This is a genomic window from Candidatus Phytoplasma asteris (genome assembly GCF_038505995.1).
GTDB classification, from domain to species: Bacteria; Bacillota_I; Bacilli_A; order Acholeplasmatales; family Acholeplasmataceae; genus Phytoplasma; species Phytoplasma asteris.
In genome coordinates this window covers 337,579-361,021 of sequence record NZ_CP128414.1, presented here as the reverse complement: position 1 = coordinate 361,021, position 23,443 = coordinate 337,579, and the positions used below count along the sequence as shown (strand labels likewise).

The window sequence follows — 23,443 nt, the reverse complement described above, 5'->3', positions numbered from 1 at the left end:
TTGCCAAAATCTTTATTTTTAATTGTGTCTTTGCGATTTTTGGGATTTGGGGGGTTGGGTTATAAAAATAAAAACAATTCAAGACTAAAAAACCTGAGAAAACTCAGGTTTTTATATTACTTACAAGATAATAATTTATTGAAGTTCAACAACAGCTCCAGCTTGTTCTAACTTGTTTTTGATATCTTCTGCTAAAGCTTTGGAAACATTTTCTTTTACTTTAGAGTCAGGAACTTTAACAAAATTAGCAGCATCTAGCAAGCCTAATCCTGTTACTTCGCGCACTGTTTTGATAACAGCAAGTTTCTTTTTTTCATCAAAACTTTTCATAACTACTGTGAATTCGGTTTTTTCTTCTACTTCAGCTGAATTATTTGCTCCAGGAGCTGCAACTGCTAAAGCAGTTGGGTCAATTCCAAACTCTTCTTTCAAACCATCTAATAATTCTTTAATCTCTAATAAAGACATTTCTTTTAAAGCCGATACAAAAGCTTCTTTCGTTAACTTAGCCATGTCAATCTCCTTTGTTATAATCTTTTCATTCATAAATTAATTGTTTATTGTTGGGGGTTTTCTTGTTCTTTGGTTTGTACTAACATATTTAGACCAATTGCTAAATGTTGCAAAGGTGCAAACATTGAAGCAGCTAAAAGCGCTAACATTTGTTCTTTTGAAGGCAAAGTAGCTAAGGTTTTTATTTCTTGCAAGGAGACAATTTTTTGTTCCACGATGCCAGAAACTATTTTAACTGCTTTATTTTTTTTAGCAAAATTATAAATCGTTTTGATTGGTTCTAATAATTCTTGGGGACTAATAATTAAAGCTTTTGCTCCTTTTAAAAAGGTAACTAAATCATCTTGTTTGGCGTTGGTAACAGCTCTTTGCATGATGTTTTTGGGATATACTTTTACTTCACAACTAGTTTTTTTTAACTCACGACGCAGTTGCATAAAAGAGCTTACCGGTAAGCTTGCATATTCAAAAACAATAACTGTTTTGGCAGTGCTAATTTTCTCTTGCAAAACAGCAACTGAATCTATTTTTTTGGCTAACTGAGGTTTTATCATGATTATGCCCTTTTCCTTCCTTCAAAATTTTGATCTTGATTATTGTGAAATTGTAACAGGGTCAATTTTAATACCTGGTGCCATCGTAGTTGAAATAGTAACACTTTTAATGTAAGTACCTTTCACTGTACGAGGTTTAACAGCCATTAATTGAAGATATAAAGTTTTTAAGTTTTCTAGTAATTTTGTCTCATCAAAAGAAACCTTACCTAATATGGCGTGAATATTCCCGCTTTTGTCTAGGCGGTATTCAATTTTACCATTTTTAATTTCTTTGACTGCTTGTAAAACATCATTTGTTACAGTACCTGTTTTAGGATTAGGCATTAGTCCTTTGGGTCCTAAAAGACGCCCTAATTTACTTAATTGCGGCATCATTTCGGGAGTAGCAACTAAGACATCAAAATCAAACCAGTTTTTGGCAATTTTATCAATTAAATCTTGGTCGCCTACGTAATCTGCTTGGGCTTCTTGTGCTTGTTTAGCTTGTTCTCCTTTAGCAAGAACTGCTACTTTTAAGACTTTACCAGTGCCATGTGGTAAAACTAAGGCTCCTCTTAAATTTTGATCAACTTTTTTAGGATCTAAATTTAGATGAAAAGCACATTCTACCGCAGCATCAAATTTAGCAACTTGAGTTTGTTTAGCTAAGCTAATAGCTTCTTGAAGCGGATATGTTTTTTTAACATCAAACATTTGTAATGATGCTAAATATTTTTTGCCTCGTTTCATCGCAGTAATTCCTTTCTCAAAACAACTTGACATTTTTTAGAAATTTTTTTAATTTGAAATTTGAATAATTGGGGTAAAAACTATTTTAATATTTTAATCTTTTACTAAAATTCCCATATTACGAGCTGTTCCTTCAATGATTTTGCAAGCTTTTTCAACGCAATAAGCATTTAGGTCTGGAAGCTTTAAATTGGCGATTTCTTCTACTTGTTTGTGGGTGATAGTAGCTACTTTGGTTTGACTTGCATTAGCAGAACCAGATTCAATTTTAGCAGCTTTTTTTAAAAGATCGCTTGCTGGAGGAGTTTTAGTTACAAAAGTAAATGTTCTGTCCTCATAAACAGAAATGATAACAGGGATAACGAAACCCATTTGATCTTTAGTTGTTTCGTTAAATTGGGAACAAAAAGAAGGAATATTAACTTGGGCTTGCCCTAAAGCAGGTCCTACTGGAGGAGCTGGATTAGCTTTTCCTGCAGGAATTTGTAATTTTACCGTTTTAACAACTTTTTTAGCCATAAAAAACCTTTCTTTGGAACGGGGACTTAAAATAAAAAACTTGATAATTTGAGTTGTTTATTCTTTGTTTGTGTTTCATTAAATTTGGAATATTGTTGATATTGTCACATAAAAAAATATGATAAAATTTTTTAGACAACTTATTTTAACATAAATTTTAAATATTTGATAAAAAAATGTTAGAAATTATGAAAAAATTAAGATATTTCTTTGAAGTCGTTGAAAGAAATTTCTACTGGAGTTGCTCTACCAAACAAATCTACTTCCACTGTCATTTTTTCACGGTCGTCATCAATACTTGATACTTGCCCTATTTGACCCGAAAAAGAACCAGAAATAATTTCTACTTTTTTGCCGATAAAATTTTTATAATCGGGTTTATTGATGATGCCCATTTTTAATAAAACAGGATTGATTTCGTTTTCAGATAAAGGAACTGGTTTAGAACCCATCCCGCTGGAACCTAAAAAACCAGTAATTCGCGGAGTGTTTCTGACAACAAACCAAGATCGGTCAGTAATCATCATTTGAATAAAAACGTACCCGGGGTACATTTTACGCTCTTTTTTAACCTTTTTTCCATCCAAACGAGTTTCATAATATTCTTCTTTGGGAGACAAAACATTAGATACTAAATCACCTATGCCAATGCTTTCGACTCTTCTTAACAAATCGTCTTTTACAACATTTTCATAACCTGAATAAGTTTGAGCAATATACCATTTAAGGTGACATGTATTTTGGGAGTCTTTTTCTTGATCTTGTTGTTCTTGCGCTTGTGTCTCTTTTATTTGTTTTTCTGTTTTATTCATTTTATTTGCTCAACAAATTTTTGATTTTGACACAAAATTGGGTTAATTTGCCAATAACATAAGAATCTATGGCATGAACAAAAAGGATTAAGAACAATGTGAAAAAAATAACTTGTAATGTTTTAAACAAAATTTGTTTTAAGGAAGGCCAACTAATGTTAAAAATTTGCAAAAATGCATCTTTGAAAAAAGCAAATGAACCTATCGCAAAAATAAAAACACTCAAAAGAACTAAAGCACAAGGCAATGCCCAATGCATAGTTTCAAACTGTTTTTGTTGCCATAATTGCCCACAAAGAGCAAGAGACAAAATAGAAGTGGTAATTAGTAAAATATTGAGCCAACTATATTCTCTTTTGATTACTTCTAATAACTGATTTGGTTTGTTTTCGCTTACTATTTTAATTCCCATAAAGTTAAAAACTCCTTTACTTAGTTTCTTGATGCAAAGTGTGTTTGTTGCAATAAGAGCAATATTTTTTTAAAGTTAAACGTTTTGAGTTTTGATTGGCTCGTGGTTTGGTGTTGTAATTGCGGTTTAGACACAAAACACAAACTAAAATATTTTTTTTCAAAAAAATAGCTCCTTTTATGTTAGAAAGTTGAAAAAACATTAATTTATTTTCAAAACATCTTTTTTTATTATATCATAAATCAGTGTTTTTGTGCAAAAAATAAAATATAAAAATTGCTTTGTGCAAAAAAATATCCCGGGAAGAAAATATTTGGAATGTTGGATGAAAGATGGTAAGAAAACTAACAGTAACCCAAATTAGATAAATGATTAGCTGCTTAAAAAAGCTAGTGATTAGTTTGTTTTTTGGAGGAGGCAAGGGTTAATTATCGCCAAAAATAAAAGTGGAGTAGATCATTAATGCAGCAGCAACACTTACATTTAAAGAATTGATTTTTCCATACATAGGAATTTTAACCAACAAATCACATTGCTGTTTTAATAAATGTCTAATGCCTATTCCTTCGTTGCCAACAATAATAGCCAAAGAACTGTTTTTAGGGATTTGGTGAAAAGATTGGGAAGAATTGCTATCGGTACCAACGATTAAAACTTGATTTTTTTTTAGTTTTAAAATGGTTTGATGCAAATTAGTAACTAAAAAAACTTTAGTGTATTCCAAGGCACCACAAGAAATTTTGGCAACTGTGGAATTGAGTGGGACTTGATGTTTTTTACTCATAATAACACCATCCAAAGCACAAGCTTCAACAGTTCTTAAAATGGCTCCTAAGTTATGAGGGTCATTAATGGCGTCTAAAATTAAGAATTTTTGGAATTTGGCAGAATCTAAATAAGTGTCTAAGTCATAAAAAGTGTAGTCACAAACATTGGCAGCGACTCCTTGATGGTTTTTTTGTTTGGTTAGATCATATAAAAACTTTTTGTCAACTAATTGATAAGCAATATTGTGTTTTTGCAAAAACATTATAAAAAGATGGTCTTTAATTTTTTCATCTAAATATAGTTGATAAATTTTTCTCTGCGCTTTAATTGCTTCTTTGATGGGGTTTTTTCCGTAAATAATCATATTAATTATTTGTTTTCTTTCGATTTTGTAGTTTTTGTTGGATGGGGTTTTTGGGAGATTTGGGTTATGACAAGGGATAAAATGATGATTAAAACTAATAAAACTTTTTCAAGTTTATCGAATTGAGACATTTCTTCAAAAACATCCAAAATAAATGAAGCTGTCATAAATCCCATTAACATTGCTACAAATAAAAGTAATTTAGCTAGATTTAAAGGTTTAGAAATTCTAAATAAAACAGTAAATAAAATGAAGGTGGAAAGCAAAATGACAAAATTAGAAACTGTTTCTAATTGTTTGAAATCGGGAGTTTGGGTTGATACAAAACCAATTCGCACACCAAAAGTTAAGACATAACTAATAAAAGCTAGACTTGCATAGGGAAAGGCTTTTTTGAGATTATTAAGTAAAAAGTTTTTGCTGATAATTTCGTTGTTTTTTTCAAAAGATAAAAAAAGCGAAGGAATGCCAATTGACCAATAATCCATGACAAATTGTAATTTCAAAGGTGATAATGGATAGTAGCAAGGACGCCTTAAAAAATTAAATAAAATAACAGCAACTGCAAGCATAAAAGCAATAATAGTTTTGGTAAAAAACAAAATAGAGATTTTATCTAAATTGTTAATAATTCTTCTGCCTTCAAAAACTACTTTAGGCATGGAAGAAAAATTAGAATCCAACAAAACTAAATTAGCAATATTACAAGTAGCTTGGCTGCCTGATGCCATCGCAATGGAAAGATCGGCTTCTTTTAGGGCTAAAATATCGTTTACACCATCGCCTGTCATGGCAACTTTTTGTCCTGCTTGTTTAAAAGTTTGGATTAAGATTTTTTTTTGTTGGGGCGAAGTTCTTCCAAAAACATTATATTTAGTAGCTATTTGGATAACTTCTTGGTCAGAAAGTCCTTCTAAACTGATGGTTTTATAAGCATCAATAATACCTACTCTTTGAGCTATTTGAGAAACTGCCACATGATTATCACCAGAAATTACTTTAACACAAACGCCATTTTTCTGGAAAAAATCAATGGTAGTAACTGCGTCTTTTTTAATAGTATCTTTGATGATAATTAAAGCTAAAGGAATGCATGGGATGTCGTGTAATTTTTGGTTTTTACAAGTTATTTGAGAAATACAAGGCTCAGGGCTTTTGGCTAATAAAAGCACTCGATAACCTGATTTAGTGTAAGTTTCAAAATCTTTTTGAATAAGGTGAAAATTGTTTTTTAAAATGAATTCAGGAGCCCCCAAAAAAATGGTTCCTAAATTGTTAAATTCAACTGCACTATATTTTCTTGTGCTGGACAAAGGAAGATTTTGGGAGGGTTGATAAGGAGTTGAAGTAGGAAAAGTATTGGGGCTAAATTTGTTTATTAAAGCATTATAAGTACTATTAGAAGTGGGGCAAGCAGATAAAAAAGAGTTCATTAATTTAGTAAAATCAAGTTCTTTAGGGTGATAAGGAATGACTTTTTTAACTTGCATAGTGCCATCAGTAATAGTTCCTGTTTTGTCGAGGCATAAAGTGTTTATTTGAGCTAACATTTCGATTCCAAATAGATTTTGGGCATAAGTTTTTTGTTTTGCTAAACGTACAAAACCTACTGCCAAAGAAATGTTAGTCAGCAAAAAAAGTCCCAAAGGAAGCATTGATATCATCATGCCACACAAACCTAGTAAGGAATTTTGCCTGAAACCTGATATTTTATTATTTTCTTTATTAAAAGCAAAAAAAGCTAAAATAATAGCAAAAAGTGTGACGAAAATAATGATTGTTTTGATTAACGAAGATAAGTTTTGCATTAAAGGAGTGGTCGGTTTTTTGTATTTTTTAGCTTCTTGGAAAACTTTTTCAATATACATATCACTTCCTACAGCTACAATTTCGGCATAACTTTGACCTGATACCACGTAGCTACCAGAGTATAAAAAATCATTTTCTTTTTTGATAACTAATTTAGATTCACCAGTTAAAAGTGATTCGTTAACTTCTAAAACACCCGATTTTACCTTGGCATCAGCTGCAATTTGTTCTCCTGCTTCCAAAAATAAAAGATCTCCCAAAACTAAATCAGAAGAAAAAACCTTTTCTTTTTGACTATTTCTTATTACTTGAGAATGGTTTTTTATCAACAAAGATACTTTGTCAAGAGTTATTTTAGCTTTAATTTCTTGAATAAAACTAATAAAAACATTGGTTAAAGAAACTACTAAAAAAAATAAATGTTCATATTGTTCTATGAAAATAATGATTAATGCTACAATTAAAATCAACAAATTAAGATAATTAAATAAATTACTAAATAAGATATCTTTAATACTTTTAGAATTTTTATAGTTAGAAACATTAACTTGACCCGCAGTTTTTTTTTGTTCTACTTGCTTGTTAGTTAGTCCTGTAAAGTTTTGTTTTGTTGCGATATTGGGATTATTTAAAGATTCATTCATGCACAACCACCACACTTTTCTTAAATGATATCGGTATTTTTTTTATAAATTAATGGGTATTGGTAATAATTTTTGAAAGCCAAACTAAGAGTTTTTTTCTTGTGTATTTTTGGGCAAAAGCAAAAAATCAATTCTTCCGCGGTCGTTGATTTTGGTGCATTTAACCGAAACTGTTTCACCTATTTTTAAAACATCGGTGATTTTTTCAAATTTCATTTGATTAACGTGGATAAGTCCTTCGATTCCTGGACAAACTTGTGCCACAGCTCCAATTATTTTTCCTTGTTTGTCAATTAAAAAACGCAAAATAGAGGCTTGATAACAAGTGCCTATTTGAATTTCTTGGATTAAACTTTCAATAAAAGCGACTGTTTTTTTGACTGTTTCTAAGTTGGAATGCATTAAAAAAACGCGTCCGTCTTGTTCAATATCGATTTTTACACCATCATGAGATTCAATAATTTGATTGATGATTTTGCCACCACTTCCAATAATATCACGAATTTTTTCTGGTTTGATTTGCATCATACAAACTTTAGGGGCGTACTTCGAAACTTCTAAACGAGGTTGAGAAATTGTTTGGCTCATGTGTTCTAAAATATGAAGACGTCCTTTTTTGGCTTGCAAAAAAGCTTCTTGCAAAATTTTAAAAGGGATTCCTTGAATTTTAAGATCCATTTGTAAAGCAGTAATTCCTTTATTGGTGCCTGCGATTTTTAAATCCATGTCTCCAACGTGGTCTTCTAAACCTTGGATATCGCTTAAAATAACGTATTTATTCGTTGCTTGGTCAAAAACTAATCCTACTGACATTCCTGCAACTGCTTTTTTTAAAGGAACTCCTGATGCCATTAATGCCAAAGAAGAAGCACAAACAGTGGCTTGAGAAGAAGAGCCGTTAGATTCTAGAATTTCAGAAACTACTCTAATAGTGTAGGGGAAGTCTTTTTCTTCGGGCAAAACTTGAGATATGGCTTTTTCGGCAAGAGTGCCGTGTCCGATTTCTCGTCTACTAGGGGCAGTATAACGACCAACTGCACCAACTGAAAAAGGAGGAAAGTTGTAATGAAGCATAAAACGTTTATTTTGTTCGTCGCTTAGACCGTCAATAATTTTGCTTTCTGATAAACATCCTAAGGTCACTGCAGCAAGGCTTTGGGTTTGTCCTCTAGTAAACAAAGCAGAACCATGAGCGCGGGGCAACAAATCAATTTGAGATTCAAGAGTTCTTATTTCTTCTAATCCTCTTTTATCTGGTCTTATTTTTTCTTGCAAAATTAAAGAACGTGTTTCTTGTTTGGATAATTTTTGAAATAGGGTTTCTGTTGTTTGTAAATGTTTTTTGTGGGCTTCGTAATCAAAAACAGTGGTAGTATCAATAGTTTTGAAAAAAGGAGTTTGTTTGGCTTGATATAGGATTTGTTCTTTTAATTGCTGTAAATCGTTTTTGCTGTTGCAACTTAAAATAGCTTGTTTAACTTGGGATTGGTGTTTGGCAAAAAAGGCTTGTTGTTGGGTTTGTTCGGTTGGGTGCAAGGTGTTTGTTATTTTAGCAGGTGCAAATTGTTGCTTGATATTTTCTTGAAATAAGCACAGTTTTTTAATATATTGGTGAGCAAAATTAATGGCTTCTAAAAAGTCTTGTTCGCTAACTTCATTGGCGTGTGCTTCTATCATAGTAACGTTGTGTTTGGTACCTGCAACCATCAAATGTAGAGTAGAATTGGCAAGTTGTTGCAAAGTGGGATTGATGATAAACTTGTCGTTGATTTTTCCTACATAAACTCCAGAAATAGCTTCAAAAAAGGGGATTTCAGAAATCAATAGAGAAAGAGAGCTTCCAAGCATGGAGGCAAGCTCGCTTTTAAAATCAGGGTCTAGGCTTAAAACTGTATTAATTACTTGCACTTCTTGTTGAAAATAATCAGGGAATAGGGGGCGTAAAGAACGGTCGATGAGGCGTGAAGTGAGGATTTCGTGATCGTTGGAACGTCCTTCTCGGCGTAAAAAACTGCCAGGAATTTTTCCAGCAGCATATAATTTTTCTTGATAAATAACAGTAAGAGGTAAAAAATCAAGATTATTGGGTTTGCGACTAAAAACAGTAGTTGTAAGAACCACTGTATCTTGGTAGCGTACTAAAATGGAAGCATCAACGTTTCTGGCGTAAGTTCCTATTTCGACTTGAAAAGAATCTTTTAAATTAGTAGTTTCAAAAACTTTTTTTAACACTTGAGATACTCCTTTAAGTAACTGGGTTGGGGTTGGGGGAATTTTGGATGTGATAAAAAAATATATAAAAATAAAAAGCTAGATTTTGAATTGATTTCAACAAACTAGCTTAATAATTAGATAATTATTTTAATTTTAAGTGATATTTATAAAAAATCAATTTAAAATTATTTTCTTAAAAAAAGAGAATTTTGTTAAAAAAGTAAAATTGACTTAATAAATTAGAAAATACTAATTTAAAAAATGGGTTTCAAGGACAAAAGAAAAAACACAACAAAGATGGCGCCCACGCTAGGACTCGAACCTAGGACCCTCTGATTAACAGTCAGATGCTCTAACCAACTGAGCTACGTAGGCAGTTTTTGGTAGAGGATGAGGGACTTGAACCCCCGACATTCTGCTTGTAAGGCAGACGCTCTCCCAACTGAGCTAATCCTCTTTTTTATTCTTTTTTATAAAGCAAACCTTGGCACTCCCTATCTTCGCTCAATAAAGAACTATTGTCAGTACTAAGGACTTAACTGCTGTGTTCGGGATGGGAACAGGTGTTGCCCCTTAGTTTTATGCACCAAGGATCTTTCAAAACTAGATAAACGTTGGTATTTAAAAAATCAAAGTCAATGGGTCTATTAGTACTAGTCAGCTGAAAAGATCACTCTTCTTACACCTCTAGCCTATCAACCTGATAGTCTTTCAGGGACCTCATAGGGAAATCTCATCTTAAGGGAGGCTTCACACTTAGATGCTTTCAGTGTTTATCCCTTCTATACATAGCTACTCAGCTGTGGCTCTGGCGAACCAACTGAAACACCAGCGGTATATCCATCCCGGTCTTCTCATACTAGGGACAGTTCCTTTCAAATTTCCAACGCCCACGACGGATAGAGACCGAACTGTCTCACGACGTTCTGAACCCAGCTCGCGTTCCGCTTTAATGGGCGAACAGCCCAACCCTTGGAACCTTCTCCAGCTCCAGGATGCGATGAGCCGACATCGAGGTGCCAAACCGCTTCGTCGCTGTGAACGCTTGGAAGCGATAAGCCTGTTATCCCCAGGGTAGCTTTTATCCGTTGAGTCACGGCCCTTCCATTCGGTACCGTAAGATCACTAAGTCCGACTTTCGTCCCTGCTCGACTTGTAAGTCTTGCAGTCAAGCTCCCTTGTGCCTTTATGCTCTACAAATGATTTCCAACCATTTTGAGGGAACCTTCGAACGCCTCCGTTACTCTTTAGGAGGCGACCGCCCCAGTCAAACTGCCCACCAAACACTGTCCCTCACATTACACATGTGCAGGTTAGAAACTAAAAATAACAAGGGTGGTATCCCAAGGACAACTCCAGAAAAACTAGCGTTTTTCTCTCACAGTTTCCCACCTATCCTGTACATCTTATTTCCAATTTCAATATTAAGTTGCAGTAAAGCTCCATGGGGTCTTTTCGTCCTGTCGCGGGTAACCGGCATTTTCACCGGTAATTTGATTTCACCGAGGCTCTTGTTGAGACAGCGCCCAAATCGTTATGCCTTTCGTGCGGGTCGGAACTTACCCGACAAGGAATTTCGCTACCTTAGGACCGTTATAGTTACGGCCGCCGTTTACTGGGACTTCAATTCAATGCTTCGTTGCCTGACATCTCCTTTTAATCTTCCAGCACCGGGCAGGCATCAGCCCCTATACATCACCTTGCGGTTTAGCAGAGACCTATGTTTTTGATAAACAGTCGCTTGGGCCTATTCTCTGCGGCTTTTAGTTTTAATAAAAGCTCTCCTTATCCCTAAGTTACGGAGTAATTTTGCCGAGTTCCTTAACAAGAGTTTGCTCGCGCGTCTTAGTATACTCTACCTACCCACCTGTGTCGGTTTGCGGTACGGGTAGTTAATCAATTAGCCCTAGAAGCTTTTCTTGAAAGTATGACATCAATCACTTTACTTTCAAACCTTGTCTTTAAATGAGAAAATGGATTTGCCTGTCTTCTCAGACTTAGTTTTTCTACCCCAATCCAATAAGGGGCGTGTTTAGCCTGCTTTGTCCCTCCGTCAGTTGATTAACTAGTGCAGGAATCTCAGCCTGCTTGCCATCGATTACGGATTTCTCCCTCACCTTAGGACCCGACTAACCCAGGGAGGACGAACCTGGCCCTGGAAACCTTGGGTTTTTGACGGATAGGATTCTCACCTATCTTTTCGTTACTTACACCGGCATTCTCACTTCTGACCTCTCCACCACTGCTTCCGCTATGGCTTCACTGATGTCAGAACGCTTCCCCTACCATTCAAATAACTAAGAAGTTATTTCAATCCGTAGCTTCGGTATGATGTTTTAGCCCCGGTACATTTTCGGCGCAGAGTCATTCGACTAGTGAGCTATTACGCACTCTTTAAAGGATGGCTGCTTCTAAGCCAACCTCCTAGTTGTTTAAACGTCTTCACTTCCTTTGCCACTTAACATCAATTTTGGGACCTTAGCTGACGGTCTGGGCTCTTTCCCTTTTGACCATGGACCTTATCACCCACAGTCTGACTGCTGATTTTATTTGGTAACATTCGGAGTTTGATTGAGTTCGGTACCCCGAGGTGAAGCCCTTACTCATTCAGTGCTCTACCTTCACCAAATTACTAAATCAACGCTAGCCCTAAAGCTATTTCGGGGAGAACCAGCTATCTCTGAGTTCGATTGGAATTTCACCCCTAGCCACAAGTCATCCAAACACTTTTCAACGTGTCCTGGTTCGGTCCTCCATTTAGTTTTACCTAAACTTCAACCTGCTCATGGCTAGCTCACTTCAGTTTCGGGTCTATGACATGCAACTAAACGCCCTATTAAGACTCGCTTTCGCTACGGCTCCGTTCCTTAAAACTTAACCTTGCTCCATATCATAACTCGCCGGTTCATTCTGCAAAAGGCAAGCCATCACACATTAACGTGCTTTGACTAATTGTAGGCACACAGTTTCAGGATCTATTTCACTCCCCTTTCGGGGTTCTTTTCACCTTTCCCTCACGGTACTAGTTCACTATCGGTCACTAAGAAGTATTTAGCCTTAGGAGATGGTCCTCCCATCTTCCGACAAGATTTCTCGTGTCTCGCCGTACTTATTGATACCCTAGATTTTAACTTACGTTTACGGGACTGTCACCTTCTTTGGTGCTTCTTTCCAAAAGCTTCTACTTCGTTAAAATTTTGTAACTAGAAATGGTATCAGGCTGTTCCGGGTTCGCTCGTCACTACTACCAGAATCGTTATTACTTTCTTTTCCTGCGGTTACTTAGATATTTCAGTTCGCCGCGTTTCCTTTCTTCTAACAAGATAAATCGCATTAGAAGAATATTACATCTTCAATGTAATGGGTTTTCCCATTCGGAGACCCACGGATCTTCACTTATTTACAGCTTCCCGTGGCGTTTCGCCGTTAATTGCGTCCTTCATCGGCTCTTAGTGCCAAGGCATCCACTGTGCGCCCTTAGTTCCTTTGATTTTTTAACCTTCGTTTATCTACTTTTCAAAGAGCTTTTTTAAGATTTTGCCTATTTGTGGTTATGGTGGGCCTAAATGGACTTGAACCACCGACCTCACGCTTATCAGGCGTGTGCTCTAACCAACTGAGCTATAGGCCCTTAATCTTAAAAAGATTAAAATGTTGCAAATACAATTTGCAAGCAAGTGACAATGAAAAACTTTCTTAAGTCTCTCAAAACTGAAGATGATAATTGTTTCCTTAGAAAGGAGGTGATCCATCCCCACCTTCCGGTAGGGATACCTTGTTACGACTTAACCCCAATCATCGACCCTACCTTAGACGGTTCCCTCTTCTTGCGAAGTTAGGCCACCGGCTTTGGGTATTGCCAACTTTCGTGGTTTGACGGGCGGTGTGTACAAACCCCGAGAACGTATTCACCGCGACATGCTGATTCGCGATTACTAGCGATTCCAACTTCATGAAGTCGAGTTGCAGACTTCAATCCGAACTGAGACTGTTTTTTTGAGATTTGCCAAAAACTTGCGCTTCAGCTACCCTTTGTAACAGCCATTGTATCACGTTTGTAGCCCAGGTCATAAGGGGCATGATGATTTGACGTCGTCCCCACCTTCCTCCAATTTATCACTGGCAGTCTTGCTAAAGTCCCCACCATTACGTGCTGGTAACTAACAATAAGGGTTGCGCTCGTTGCGGGACTTAACCCAACATCTCACGACACGAGCTGACGACAACCATGCACCACCTGTGCAACTGATAACCTCCACTGTGTTTCTACAGCTTTGCAGAAGCATGTCAAGACCTGGTGAGGTTTTTCGGGTACCTTCGAATTAAACAACATGATCCACCGCTTGTGCGGAGTCCCGTCAATTCCTTTAAGTTTCATACTTGCGTACGTACTACTCAGGCGGAGTACTTAATGTGTTAACTTCAACACTGGTTTTACCCAACGTTTAGTACTCATCGTTTACGGCGTGGACTACCAGGGTATCTAATCCTGTTTGCTCCCCACGCTTTCGTGCCTCAGCGTCAGTAAAGACCCAGCAAGCCGCCTTCGCTACTGGTGTTCCTCCATATATTTACGCATTTTACCACTACACATGGAATTCCACTTGCCTCTATCTTACTCTAGCTAAACAGTTTTTATAGCATCACAATGTTGAGCATTGCACTTAGACCATAAACTTATTTAACCGCCTACGCACCCTTTACGCCCAATAATTCCGGATAACGCTTGCCCCCTATGTATTACCGCGGCTGCTGGCACATAGTTAGCCGGGGCTTATTCATTAGGTACCGTCAGAATGATTTTTCCATCATTTATTCTTCCCTAATAAAAGAACTTTACGTACCGAAATACTTCATCGTTCACGCGGCGTTGCTCGGTCAGAGTTTCCTCCATTGCCGAAAATTCCCTACTGCTGCCTCCCGTAGGAGTTTGGGCCGTGTCTCAGTCCCAATGTGGCCGTTCAACCTCTCAGCCCGGCTACACATCATAGTCTTGTTAGGCCTTTACCCCACCAACTAACTAATGTGACGCAAGCTCCTCCCTAAGCATACCTATTGCTAGGTCTTTTAAAAACAAGAAGATGCCCTCTTGTCTCCTATCCAGTCTTAGCAGTCGTTTCCAACTGTTATCCTCGTCTTAGGGGCAGATTGCTTACGCGTTACTCACCCGTTCGCCACTAAAGTTTAATTGCTTAAACTTCCGTTCGACTTGCATGTATTAGGCACGCCGCCAGCGTTAATCCTGAGCCAGGATCAAACTCTTCGTATGTTACAAAATTGATACATCAAAAATTGCTTTTTGGTGTCAATTTTAAGGTGTTAAAAAATAATTAAAAATATTCGTTAATTATCATCTTCAGTTTTCAAAGATTAAAAAAATTAATGGTGAAGGGAGGTGGATTCGAACCACCGTACCTTACGGAACAGTTTTACAGACTGCTGCGTTTAGCCACTTCGCTATCCCTCCGAAATTGCTTAACAATTTCAAATTTATTTACCTTAGATATTATAGCACATATAAAAATGAAAAGCAAGCTTTTTTGATTTTTTTTAAATTTTAATTTAGGTTGTTATTTTTGATAGGAATTTGGGGTTTGGAAAAAGATATTTTGGAATTGGATAATGGTGTTTGAAATATTTTTTTTGCAAAATAAAAAATATATTTATGAAGAAATTATCCTAACTAAATATGTTGCTTTCCAAAAGATGTTTTTTAAAAATTATAAGGATGAAAATTAAGAACTGCAGAAAAAAATATAAAAGTTTTGTTTGTTTTTTACTTATTTTGATTTTTGAATTGTTGCAAGTATTGATGAAGGAAAAAGTTTTTATAAAGCGTTTTGTTTTAATGCAAAATATTTTTGTTGCATCTTTTTTCTAGTGAGCAAAGTTTGGAAAATAGTATAGGTGTTTCCCACAATCCAATATAAAGACAATATTGGGTTAGAACGCGAGAAAAATACCATCATTAAAATCATAAAAACACTCATAATTTTCATGCTTTTTTCTGATTGTTTAGCTTTTTGTTTTTGTTCTGAAGTCAAATGATAAGAAGGGGTTTTTAAATAATCTGGTTTTTTAAAACTAATTTTATTCAAAATAAACATCGTTGCTCCCACTAAAAAAGAAAGCAAAAAGATAACAAAAGCATTATTGGGATTAGAAGGGTTTAAATTAATGAATCCTAAAAAGGGCTTTTCAATTAATTTATCAGTTGCAAAAATACCTCCAGGAATAATAAAGCGACTTAAGGTTTGATTAATTGCAATAAATAAGGGAAGTTGCAAGAAAGACAATAAAAAGCCCCAAAAAGAAAAATTATTTTTGCGATAAACTTTTAAAATTTCTAACTGCATTTTTTGAGCTGAGGCAGGATCTTTTTTGAGAGCATATTTTTGCTTTACTTTTTCAATTTCGGGCTGAATTAAACTCATATTCATACTCAAAGTACTTGTTTTAGTATAAATAGGCCAAGTTAAAGTACGGATGAAAATAGTAGCTAAAACAATTCCTAACCCTAAGTTGCCAAAAAACATACCAGAAGCACCAGAAACTAAGAAAGTTGAGAAAAAATATAAAAAAGAGCCAATTGAAATTATTAAAACATTCCAAAAATAACCAAACAGGCTCCATTCCAGTCTAGAAGGAAATTGAATTGGAACTGAAGAATTAGTTATAAAAAGTTTTCTAGATATTAAATGGTCGTTATTGTTGTTTGTAAATTTAATATCAATGTTAGATGAATCATTATTGGAAGTGTTTTTGATATTTTCTGCATAATGATCTTTGTCAAAATCTAATTTTATATTTTCTAAAGAAAGAGGGGTTTTATCTTCATATGTTCTAAATTCTAATGCATCTTTTAATTCTTTTTTTTGATATTTATTGTTTTGAATATAATCATCATTAGTGCCTGCAGAAACTGTTAAAAAATCCTTCATTAATTTATTTTTGAATTCGGTTTTTTCTTTATCGTTTTTATTTTTAAAAACATCAGCATCTGGTTTAAAAGTTAAAAAACATTCTTTTTTATTTAATTTAGAAAGATCAAAATTAGAAACATCTTCTACTTCAGGATCTGGTTTTTTCATTAAACCAAAAAAATATTTTGCTTGTTTTTTTTTATTTAACATGCCTTTAAATTCGTCTTGCATAGCTATTTGAATTTCTTTCTTTTTGTTATTGATAACATAAACCACAAAAATATCAGCACATTCATTTAATTTAGAAGGATCATTATTTGTAAAATATTCTTCATATTTTTCGCTACTTTTAAAAACAAAAACTTTGTCAAAAACTTCTATTTTTTCACGCTTTGGAGGAGTAAGGAGCCAAAAAAATAACCCGAATAGAAAAATTGCTAAAAATAAAAACTTTTTTTTTGAAGAATGATTTCTAACATCCATTTTAATTAACTCCTTATTTTATTTATTTGAAAGTAATATGCGAGTTTTGGTAGCAAATTGCAAAAAGAAAGTTTTTAATTGTTGAAAAGTTAGGCTTTTGGCTTGAGCTTTAATAACAATAACAAAAAACATTTTGGGATTAAGGCAAGGAGAAACACTCCTAATAATTGCTCTTAAACGACGTTTAATTAAATTTCTTTCGTGGGCTTTACCATATTTTTTGCCAACACTTAAAGCAAATTTAAAATGAGGAAAGGCAGTTTGTTTGACGTAATAAATAATAAAAAGGGAGTTCCCGTATCTTTTTTTAGATTTAAAAACAGGGGTGATTTCGCTTTCTTTTTTAAGAATATATTTTCTTTTCATCTTCTTAATAATCCTAAAATTCTTAACTTTTATATTCAAAACATCAATTAACAATTTTAAAAAATATAAATTCCACAATTATTAATGATACAATAGCAATAAAAAGAAATTTATCAAAAAAACACCGAAAAAGCGGTGTTTATTTTTGGTTTGAATTAATCAAAATCAAGTTAGTTTGATTTTAAACTGTTAGTTGCAAACGTCCTTTAGCTCTTCTTCTAGCAAGAACTTTGCATCCTCCAACAGTTGCCATTCTGGCTCTAAAACCATGAGTTCTTTTTCTTTTGATTTTACTAGGTTGATATGTTCGTTTCATAAAAAAACCTCTTTTCTTTTTAACACACTTCCTTAATTATAGCTTTTTTAGTATGAAATGTCAAGCCTAAAAGTTTTGAATAATTAAAAAATAGTGGTTGTGGGGGTAAAAATGTAAAAAATAAAATGTTTATAAAAAGAAAGAAAATATTTGGAGAAATGATTTAGTATTAAATGTGTTGAAACTTTTTGGTTGGCTTTTATAACAAATCATTTTTAAAATAATTTCAATAAGCTCTAGCAAATAAGACAGTTTGAAGGGCTTTTTTGTTAGTAACAGGGCAGTTAGCAGTAATTAAATTAGTTTCCAAAATAACTCTGGCAGTAGCTCCTGTTTCTTGTTTAATTTGCAATTCGGCATCAGTTCCTGAAATACTCATTGCTACATAACCACCTTGTTTGAGATAAGTTTTAAATTCTTCATAAGTGGTAGCTTGTTTGCGATTTTGTTCTAAATGTTGCAGTGCTTTTTGATACATGTTATTGTGGATGGTTTCAAATAATTGCGGGATTTGAGATGGCAAATCTTTGGTTTTGATATTTTGTTTGGCGAAGTTATATCTTTGAAAAATAGTAACTTCATCATTTTCTAAACCACGTTTGCCAATTTCTATACGCAAAGGAACACCTTTAAGTTCATATTGACTAAATTTCCAACCAGCAGTTTTGTCTTGTAGATCGAGATGAACGCGATAGTTTTTTTGAAGGATGGAAAAGAGGTTTTCGGATGTTTGTTTTACTGCATCATCTTGAGGTTGCAAAGGAATGATTACAATTTGCATAGGAGAAACATAAGGCGGTAAAACTAGTCCTTCATCATCGCTGTGAACCATAATTAAAGCTCCAATTAAACGTGTAGAAACACCCCAAGATGTTTGATGAACATATTTTTTTTGATGGTCGCAATCTTGAAATTGGATTTGAAACGATTTAGCAAAATTAGTACCTAAGTAATGAGAAGTTCCTGCTTGAAGAGCTTGTCCGTCATGCATTAACGCTTCGATAGAATAAGTGATGAGGGCTCCAGCAAATTTTTCTGTTTCGGTTTTTTTGCCACATACAAAAGGAAGGGCTAAAAGGTTTTTGCCTAACTTTTGATAAATATCAAGGATGGATAAAGTTTGCTGCATCGCTTCTTGTTCGGTAGCATGAACAGTGTGTCCTTCTTGCCACAAAAACTCTTTACCTCTTAAAAAAGGTTTAGTCGTTTTTTCCCAGCGAACCACATTGCACCATTGATTATATAACTTAGGTAAATCACGATAAGAAGTGATTGTTTTAGAATAATATTGCGAAAATAAAATTTCTGAAGTAGGGCGAATCACTAGTTTTTCGGATAAGTTTTTTTTGCCTGTAGTTGTTATCATTGCTGCTTCTGGAGAAAATCCTTGAATATGATTTTTTTCTTTGTGAAATAGTTTTTCTGGAAAAACTAACGGAAAATAAACATTTTGATGACCTGTTTTTTGTAAAGTACAATTAAGATGTTTTTGAATATTTTCCCACAAAGCATAACCATAAGGAAGATAGATAATAAAACCTTTTGCCTCAGAATAAGCTATTAATTCAGCTTTAAGACAAACATCTGTATACCATTTTCCAAAATCAGATGAGCGAGCAGTAACTGTTTTAACTCGTTTCATTGTTTTCATTTTTGCATTACCTTTGTTTAGTTATAATATATTATAAATATTTTAATTAATTTGTTATTTGTGTTGGTTTCAGGGAAAGAACAAACTATAAGCAAAAATATTATAACATGAAAAAATAATAAAAAATAAATATTTAAAAGCATAATGATGACTTGTAAATGAAGGTCTTTTGAAAATATTTATTTTTTAAAGAATCTAACAATTCTTTTATTTCGATTTATAATAATGTTGTTATAGTTTGGAAATGACAAGAAATAATTGCAGTTGAGATGATAATTTGGTAATCCATAATAAAAAAAGGGGGGATAAAAGTTTTTTTATTGATTAAAAAAATACCAGATATTTATTAAAAAATAAAGGATAAAAAAATAAATTCAAAATGGCGGAGCAGAAGGGATTCGAACCCTTGCACCGATTTCTCGGACTACGTCCTTAGCAGGGACGCCTCTTATAGCCACTTGAGTACTACTCCTAAATTATATTGTATAGATTTGCAAAATAAAAAAATAAATAGGTGAATGTAAGCAAATATAAAAAATAAAAATAAAAAAAAGAGGGGATGAAAAAAATAGTAATTGAGATGTGTTAAAAAAATATCCCAAAAGTGGATTAAAAAAATAAAATAAATGGAGGCCCTGAACGGATTTGAACCGTTGATCAAGCTTTTGCAGAGCCATGCCTTACCACTTGGCTACAGGGCCAAACATCGCTTTAATGCGAGTTTGTTATAATTAAATTAATGAGTGACAAATGGTTTCATTAAAGCTTCAATGTCTTTGACTTCTTTAGGGATGTGTTTGGATAAATTAACAGCCCCTTCTTGAGTGATTAAAAGGTTGTCTTCAATTCTTACTCCAATCCCTAAATCTTTTAAATATAGACCTGGTTCGACAGTAATTACGCTGTTTGTTCCAATAACACCTGTATAATTGCAAACATCATGAATATCTAATCCTAAGTGATGTCCTAATCCGTGATAGCAATATTGATGGATTGTTTCGCCTTCTTTAAGTAAAGACATTTTTTTTAATCCTTGCAATAAAATATCTTTGCCATATTGGTTTAATTGCGTAAAGGTGTGATGCGGTTTTACCCAAGCAATGATTTCTTTGTTAGCTTTAAGAACTAAATTATAAATATCTTTTTGCAAAGAACTAAATTGTCCACTTACAGGATAACAACGAGTAATATCAGAGGAATAATGATTATAAGTAACGCCAGCATCAAATAATAAAAGGTCGTTGGGTTTTAATTGGCAGTTAGGTTTGTTATAATGCAAAATTAAGGCATTTTTTCCTGAAGCAGCAATGGTTTCAAAGGATTTTTGAGTTTGGTTATTTTCCAAAAAATAATGAAAAAGAGCAGCTATTTGATATTCATACATTCCAGGTTTTAAGTTTTTTAATAAATAATTAAGGGCTTGATGATTGATATCTAGAGCTTTTTGGATTTGGGTTTGTTCGTAAACGCTTTTTGTTTGACGAAAAAAAAATAAAAAAGAAGAGCTATTATAAACTTGCAAAAAAGGATATAAAGAAGTCATTTTTTGACAATATTCTAAAGCCCAACTTGCTTTTTGGTCTAAGGTTTGCTTGGATAGGTCAAAATAAAAACCTTCTAAAGAATCCACAAAAGAACCTCTCAAAGGATTTATCATCTGAAATAAAAAAGTTTCAAAAGTTAATATGTTTTTGAGGTTTGATAAATTAATTTGAGATATCAAAGAAGCATCAGAAAAACTCAAAATATCTCCATCCCACAAGGCTTTACTAGGGTTATTTTCTTCTAAAAATAAAAAAGTATGAGATAAATTAGGTGTTTTTACCAACAATAAAATAGTGTTTGGTTGGTTAATTCCTGTCAAATAATAAAAATTATGATCAACTTCAAAAGGAAAAGTTTGATCGCCACTCTTAGTAATTGCTTTTCCAGAATAAAAAAGAGCAGCGGTGTTTGGTTTCATTTTTTGGATGAAATTATTTCTATTGTGCAAAAACATAAAAACACGATTTTCCTTTTTTAAGATAGAAATGAAAAAAATATAAGTTCATAAAGCAAACGGAAAAATGTTTAATATTAAAAAATTGGAATAAAAAAGCAGGCAAAAAACTTGGCAAAATAATTTAACTTTTGATTTGAAAAAATTTGATTTTGGGAAGTAATTTAAACTTTTGCTTTGGGAAATAATTCCAAAAATTTTTAATTTTCAAAATAATGTTTCTTTTTTAAAACATTTAAATAATTTGATTTTGGGAAGTAATTTAAACTTTTGTTTTGCGAATTTCTTGGAAAAATATTGAAAAAATTTGTTTGGCTAAAAGTTTTGATTTTCTAAATATTAAACATTTGTTTTGTTTTTCATTTTTTTTCTCTATGTAGAGTGTGAGTTCTAGAAAAAGGACAGTATTTTTTTAATTCTAAACGTCCTGGGGTCTTTTTTTTATTTTTATCAGTATGATAATTTTCTCTTTTGCACTCTGTACAAACTAATTTTACTAAATCACGCATGTTAATTTTCTCCTAACTAATTAAGCAATATAGTACTATTATATCAAATTTTTTAATAAATAATAAAGAGTTTTTAAAATTATTATTTTTTAGTTTTTTTATAATGAGGAGTAGTTTTTTTATTAATTAAACGTTTTTTAATCCATAAAAGAGTATAAGTCATAGAAACTGTAAAGACAAAAAGGCAAGAAAAGACCAAACAAACAAAGTCATAACATGAATAAACAAAACGATAACGTTTATGATGGCGATTTTCCTTATCTTCTAAATTTTGGGCATTTGCAGGATTATTTAATTTTTGTTTAAAAGGAGAAAAGAAAACATAAGGAAACATTTTAAAAGGATCTCTTTTAGCTGCTTGTTTTTCTGAAGTTATAATTGGTTTGTCTTTTTGCAGATCTTGAAAATAATCTTGCATAGATAAAAAGCCAAATAAACTAAAAAAGGTCATATAAAGCAAGGGATGAATAAAAGCTATCCACATTTTTTTATAAGGAATAGCATAAGAATTGACTTTAAAATAAAAATATAGATAACATAAAGGAGCTAAAGTGTGGTGGAGATGAGAAAGAAAAAAAGAAAGACTAAATTTAGGTTCGTAAAAATGTCTACCTTTATCAATTAAAGTGTGAAAAATTAAAGCTGTCATCAAAATGCTAACTAAACATGCAAAAACTACATAATGATACCAATTTTTTTGTCTTACTTTGGTAAAAAATAAAGCATAAACAATTAATACAAATAAATTACTTTGATGGGTAAAATACCAAACTGTTTTGATAAAAGTGTGGTGCCCAGGATAATAACCTTCTTCGTAATCTAAAATGTTGTCTTCTTTTCCTGTGGTGTCAAAATCAATTTCAGGCATAAAAGTAGGGGCTTTGTACTTATATTGCCAATAAATTTGTCCTTTGTTAACACATTCTTTAAAATCATGAAAAAAAACAAGCATTAAAGTACAAATAGACAACATTAAAAAAAGAAAAACAACATTGGGCTTTTTAAAATAATTTCTTAAAACAATTTTTTTAAATCTTAATTTTCTTTTCATATCTTTCCTTTTTGATTTAACATTTAAATATTTACAAATGCAATTAAAATAATGGATAATGAAGATAAGTTATAAATTTGATTAATGATAAATTATTGATGATGAGATTTATTTTTAGAAACAATAGGTTGAATAATGTTTTGTTCTAAGGCTTGGGGAAAAGGATATTTTTCTTCTCTCATTCTTTTAAATAACAAGTAAATAAAACCTCTTTGATAATCAATGCGAGTAATAACTGCTATTTGGGGTTCGTTTTGAACTTTGGCGCGAGTTCCTATTAAATAATTTTTAGCTGTGGGTTGCAAAAGCACTAACCTACTTCCTTATGGGTTCACTTTATCAAAAAGTGTAAATAAAAAAACAAACTAGTTAGTTTGTTTTTTTATTGTAAAATATTAAAAAACTTAATAGTAAAGATTTTAAGCAACGAAAAGATCTTTAAAACTTTTGCTAAATTTGAAAGTAGGAACCTTTTTAGCTGGAATGTCAATAGTTTTACCAGTTCTTGGATTTTTTCCTTCGCGAGCACTTCTGTGTTTTACTTCAAAGGTGCCAAAACCTGTTAAAGTAACTTTTTCATCTTCTTTGAATTCTTGAAGACTTTGAGAAATAACTTCAATAAAGTTATTAAGAAATTTATCAGCTTCTTTTTGACTAACGCCATTTTTTTCAGCTAATTTTCTTAAAAATTCTAATTTGTTCATTTTTTGCCTCCTTTTCTTTTTATTTACGTACTTATTATAACATCAAAAAAATAATTTACAAGCGCAAACCAACAATTATTTGAAATTATTGGTAATTATT

Annotated in this window: 19 protein-coding genes, 6 tRNA genes and 3 rRNA genes; all 28 read right to left on the bottom strand. The window is 33.0% G+C overall.

Annotation, left to right across the window (positions count from 1 at the left end; genetic code table 11):
• Nucleotides 1–135: 135 nt before the first annotated feature.
• Entirely contained in the window at nucleotides 136–513 is a 378-nt protein-coding gene (rplL, locus tag QN326_RS02060) for a 50S ribosomal protein L7/L12 (RefSeq protein ID WP_034172140.1), read from the bottom strand.
• Between the two features lie 44 nt (nucleotides 514–557).
• Nucleotides 558–1,067, bottom strand: a complete 510-nt coding sequence (rplJ, locus tag QN326_RS02055) for a 50S ribosomal protein L10 (protein ID WP_034172139.1) — start codon at nucleotides 1,065–1,067, stop codon at nucleotides 558–560.
• Between the two features lie 39 nt (nucleotides 1,068–1,106).
• Nucleotides 1,107–1,799 carry a 50S ribosomal protein L1 gene (gene rplA, locus QN326_RS02050; RefSeq protein WP_034172138.1) on the bottom strand — a complete coding sequence of 231 codons (693 nt, stop codon included), beginning with the start codon at nucleotides 1,797–1,799 and terminating at the stop codon, nucleotides 1,107–1,109.
• Between the two features lie 93 nt (nucleotides 1,800–1,892).
• Nucleotides 1,893–2,318 carry a 50S ribosomal protein L11 gene (rplK, locus tag QN326_RS02045; RefSeq protein WP_011160630.1) on the bottom strand — a complete coding sequence of 142 codons (426 nt, stop codon included), beginning with the start codon at nucleotides 2,316–2,318 and terminating at the stop codon, nucleotides 1,893–1,895.
• 197 nt (nucleotides 2,319–2,515) lie between these two features.
• A complete protein-coding gene (nusG, locus tag QN326_RS02040) occupies nucleotides 2,516–3,130 on the bottom strand; it encodes a transcription termination/antitermination protein NusG (RefSeq protein WP_011160629.1) in 615 nt (204 codons plus the stop codon).
• A 1-nt stretch (nucleotide 3,131) separates the two neighbouring features.
• Nucleotides 3,132–3,542, bottom strand: coding sequence for a preprotein translocase subunit SecE (gene secE, locus QN326_RS02035; protein WP_011160628.1), 411 nt, complete (start codon nucleotides 3,540–3,542; stop codon nucleotides 3,132–3,134).
• A gap of 16 nt (nucleotides 3,543–3,558) precedes the next feature.
• Entirely contained in the window at nucleotides 3,559–3,744 is a 186-nt protein-coding gene (gene rpmG, locus QN326_RS02030; RefSeq protein ID WP_011160627.1) for a 50S ribosomal protein L33, read from the bottom strand.
• A gap of 222 nt (nucleotides 3,745–3,966) precedes the next feature.
• Nucleotides 3,967–4,674, bottom strand: a complete 708-nt coding sequence (gene rlmB / locus QN326_RS02025) for a 23S rRNA (guanosine(2251)-2'-O)-methyltransferase RlmB (RefSeq protein WP_219474955.1) — start codon at nucleotides 4,672–4,674, stop codon at nucleotides 3,967–3,969.
• A 5-nt stretch (nucleotides 4,675–4,679) separates the two neighbouring features.
• Nucleotides 4,680–7,127 carry an HAD-IC family P-type ATPase gene (locus QN326_RS02020; protein ID WP_342386770.1) on the bottom strand — a complete coding sequence of 816 codons (2,448 nt, stop codon included), beginning with the start codon at nucleotides 7,125–7,127 and terminating at the stop codon, nucleotides 4,680–4,682.
• 84 nt (nucleotides 7,128–7,211) lie between these two features.
• Nucleotides 7,212–9,359: a polyribonucleotide nucleotidyltransferase gene (locus tag QN326_RS02015; protein ID WP_342386769.1), complete on the bottom strand. Its 2,148-nt coding sequence runs from the start codon at nucleotides 9,357–9,359 to the stop codon at nucleotides 7,212–7,214.
• Nucleotides 9,360–9,639: 280 nt separating this feature from the next.
• Nucleotides 9,640–9,716, bottom strand: a tRNA-Asn gene (locus QN326_RS02010).
• Nucleotides 9,717–9,722: 6 nt separating this feature from the next.
• Nucleotides 9,723–9,798 (bottom strand) — tRNA-Val (locus QN326_RS02005).
• A 25-nt stretch (nucleotides 9,799–9,823) separates the two neighbouring features.
• Nucleotides 9,824–9,932: ribosomal RNA gene (rrf, locus tag QN326_RS02000) — 5S ribosomal RNA — on the bottom strand.
• 35 nt (nucleotides 9,933–9,967) lie between these two features.
• A 23S ribosomal RNA gene (locus QN326_RS01995) occupies nucleotides 9,968–12,832 on the bottom strand.
• 63 nt (nucleotides 12,833–12,895) lie between these two features.
• Nucleotides 12,896–12,972: transfer RNA gene (locus QN326_RS01990), tRNA-Ile, on the bottom strand.
• Nucleotides 12,973–13,077: 105 nt separating this feature from the next.
• Nucleotides 13,078–14,610: ribosomal RNA gene (locus QN326_RS01985) — 16S ribosomal RNA — on the bottom strand.
• The 16S, 23S and 5S rRNA genes sit together here with 4 tRNA genes alongside, the layout of an rRNA operon.
• A 114-nt stretch (nucleotides 14,611–14,724) precedes the next feature.
• Nucleotides 14,725–14,808, bottom strand: a tRNA-Tyr gene (locus QN326_RS01980).
• A gap of 361 nt (nucleotides 14,809–15,169) precedes the next feature.
• Nucleotides 15,170–16,747 carry a YidC/Oxa1 family membrane protein insertase gene (locus QN326_RS01975; protein ID WP_342386768.1) on the bottom strand — a complete coding sequence of 526 codons (1,578 nt, stop codon included), beginning with the start codon at nucleotides 16,745–16,747 and terminating at the stop codon, nucleotides 15,170–15,172.
• Between the two features lie 18 nt (nucleotides 16,748–16,765).
• Nucleotides 16,766–17,113 carry a ribonuclease P protein component gene (rnpA, locus tag QN326_RS01970; protein WP_034172051.1) on the bottom strand — a complete coding sequence of 116 codons (348 nt, stop codon included), beginning with the start codon at nucleotides 17,111–17,113 and terminating at the stop codon, nucleotides 16,766–16,768.
• Nucleotides 17,114–17,294: 181 nt separating this feature from the next.
• A complete protein-coding gene (rpmH, locus tag QN326_RS01965; protein WP_024563646.1) occupies nucleotides 17,295–17,429 on the bottom strand; it encodes a 50S ribosomal protein L34 in 135 nt (44 codons plus the stop codon).
• Between the two features lie 226 nt (nucleotides 17,430–17,655).
• A complete protein-coding gene (proS, locus tag QN326_RS01960; protein ID WP_011160621.1) occupies nucleotides 17,656–19,080 on the bottom strand; it encodes a proline--tRNA ligase in 1,425 nt (474 codons plus the stop codon).
• Nucleotides 19,081–19,460: 380 nt separating this feature from the next.
• Nucleotides 19,461–19,552 (bottom strand) — tRNA-Ser (locus QN326_RS01955).
• 155 nt (nucleotides 19,553–19,707) lie between these two features.
• A tRNA-Cys gene (locus QN326_RS01950) sits at nucleotides 19,708–19,781 on the bottom strand.
• Nucleotides 19,782–19,816: 35 nt separating this feature from the next.
• Complete coding sequence (locus QN326_RS01945; RefSeq protein WP_342386767.1) at nucleotides 19,817–21,079, bottom strand: aminopeptidase P family protein; 1,263 nt, start codon at nucleotides 21,077–21,079, stop codon at nucleotides 19,817–19,819.
• A 359-nt stretch (nucleotides 21,080–21,438) separates the two neighbouring features.
• A complete protein-coding gene (gene rpmG, locus QN326_RS01940; RefSeq protein ID WP_011160619.1) occupies nucleotides 21,439–21,588 on the bottom strand; it encodes a 50S ribosomal protein L33 in 150 nt (49 codons plus the stop codon).
• Nucleotides 21,589–21,670: 82 nt separating this feature from the next.
• Nucleotides 21,671–22,639: a hypothetical protein gene (locus QN326_RS01935; RefSeq protein ID WP_342386766.1), complete on the bottom strand. Its 969-nt coding sequence runs from the start codon at nucleotides 22,637–22,639 to the stop codon at nucleotides 21,671–21,673.
• A gap of 92 nt (nucleotides 22,640–22,731) precedes the next feature.
• Complete coding sequence (locus tag QN326_RS01930; protein WP_173401680.1) at nucleotides 22,732–22,950, bottom strand: hypothetical protein; 219 nt, start codon at nucleotides 22,948–22,950, stop codon at nucleotides 22,732–22,734.
• 108 nt (nucleotides 22,951–23,058) lie between these two features.
• Complete coding sequence (locus QN326_RS01925) at nucleotides 23,059–23,343, bottom strand: HU family DNA-binding protein (RefSeq protein WP_011160617.1); 285 nt, start codon at nucleotides 23,341–23,343, stop codon at nucleotides 23,059–23,061.
• Nucleotides 23,344–23,443: the final 100 nt, after the last annotated feature.

What these genes read in the sequence shown, in the direction of transcription:
- rplL (WP_034172140.1), bottom strand. Translation starts at nt 513, where the DNA reads ATGGCTAAGTTAACGAAAGAAGCTTTTGTATCGGCTTTAAAAGAAATG.
- rplJ (WP_034172139.1), bottom strand. Translation starts at nt 1,067, where the DNA reads ATGATAAAACCTCAGTTAGCCAAAAAAATAGATTCAGTTGCTGTTTTG.
- rplA (WP_034172138.1), bottom strand. Translation starts at nt 1,799, where the DNA reads ATGAAACGAGGCAAAAAATATTTAGCATCATTACAAATGTTTGATGTT.
- rplK (WP_011160630.1), bottom strand. Translation starts at nt 2,318, where the DNA reads ATGGCTAAAAAAGTTGTTAAAACGGTAAAATTACAAATTCCTGCAGGA.
- nusG (WP_011160629.1), bottom strand. Translation starts at nt 3,130, where the DNA reads ATGAATAAAACAGAAAAACAAATAAAAGAGACACAAGCGCAAGAACAA.
- secE (WP_011160628.1), bottom strand. Translation starts at nt 3,542, where the DNA reads ATGGGAATTAAAATAGTAAGCGAAAACAAACCAAATCAGTTATTAGAA.
- rpmG (WP_011160627.1), bottom strand. Translation starts at nt 3,744, where the DNA reads ATGTTTTTTCAACTTTCTAACATAAAAGGAGCTATTTTTTTGAAAAAA.
- rlmB (WP_219474955.1), bottom strand. Translation starts at nt 4,674, where the DNA reads ATGATTATTTACGGAAAAAACCCCATCAAAGAAGCAATTAAAGCGCAG.
- QN326_RS02020 (WP_342386770.1), bottom strand. Translation starts at nt 7,127, where the DNA reads ATGAATGAATCTTTAAATAATCCCAATATCGCAACAAAACAAAACTTT.
- QN326_RS01975 (WP_342386768.1), bottom strand. Translation starts at nt 16,747, where the DNA reads ATGGATGTTAGAAATCATTCTTCAAAAAAAAAGTTTTTATTTTTAGCA.
- rnpA (WP_034172051.1), bottom strand. Translation starts at nt 17,113, where the DNA reads ATGAAAAGAAAATATATTCTTAAAAAAGAAAGCGAAATCACCCCTGTT.
- rpmH (WP_024563646.1), bottom strand. Translation starts at nt 17,429, where the DNA reads ATGAAACGAACATATCAACCTAGTAAAATCAAAAGAAAAAGAACTCAT.
- proS (WP_011160621.1), bottom strand. Translation starts at nt 19,080, where the DNA reads ATGAAAACAATGAAACGAGTTAAAACAGTTACTGCTCGCTCATCTGAT.
- QN326_RS01945 (WP_342386767.1), bottom strand. Translation starts at nt 21,079, where the DNA reads ATGTTTTTGCACAATAGAAATAATTTCATCCAAAAAATGAAACCAAAC.
- rpmG (WP_011160619.1), bottom strand. Translation starts at nt 21,588, where the DNA reads ATGCGTGATTTAGTAAAATTAGTTTGTACAGAGTGCAAAAGAGAAAAT.
- QN326_RS01935 (WP_342386766.1), bottom strand. Translation starts at nt 22,639, where the DNA reads ATGAAAAGAAAATTAAGATTTAAAAAAATTGTTTTAAGAAATTATTTT.
- QN326_RS01925 (WP_011160617.1), bottom strand. Translation starts at nt 23,343, where the DNA reads ATGAACAAATTAGAATTTTTAAGAAAATTAGCTGAAAAAAATGGCGTT.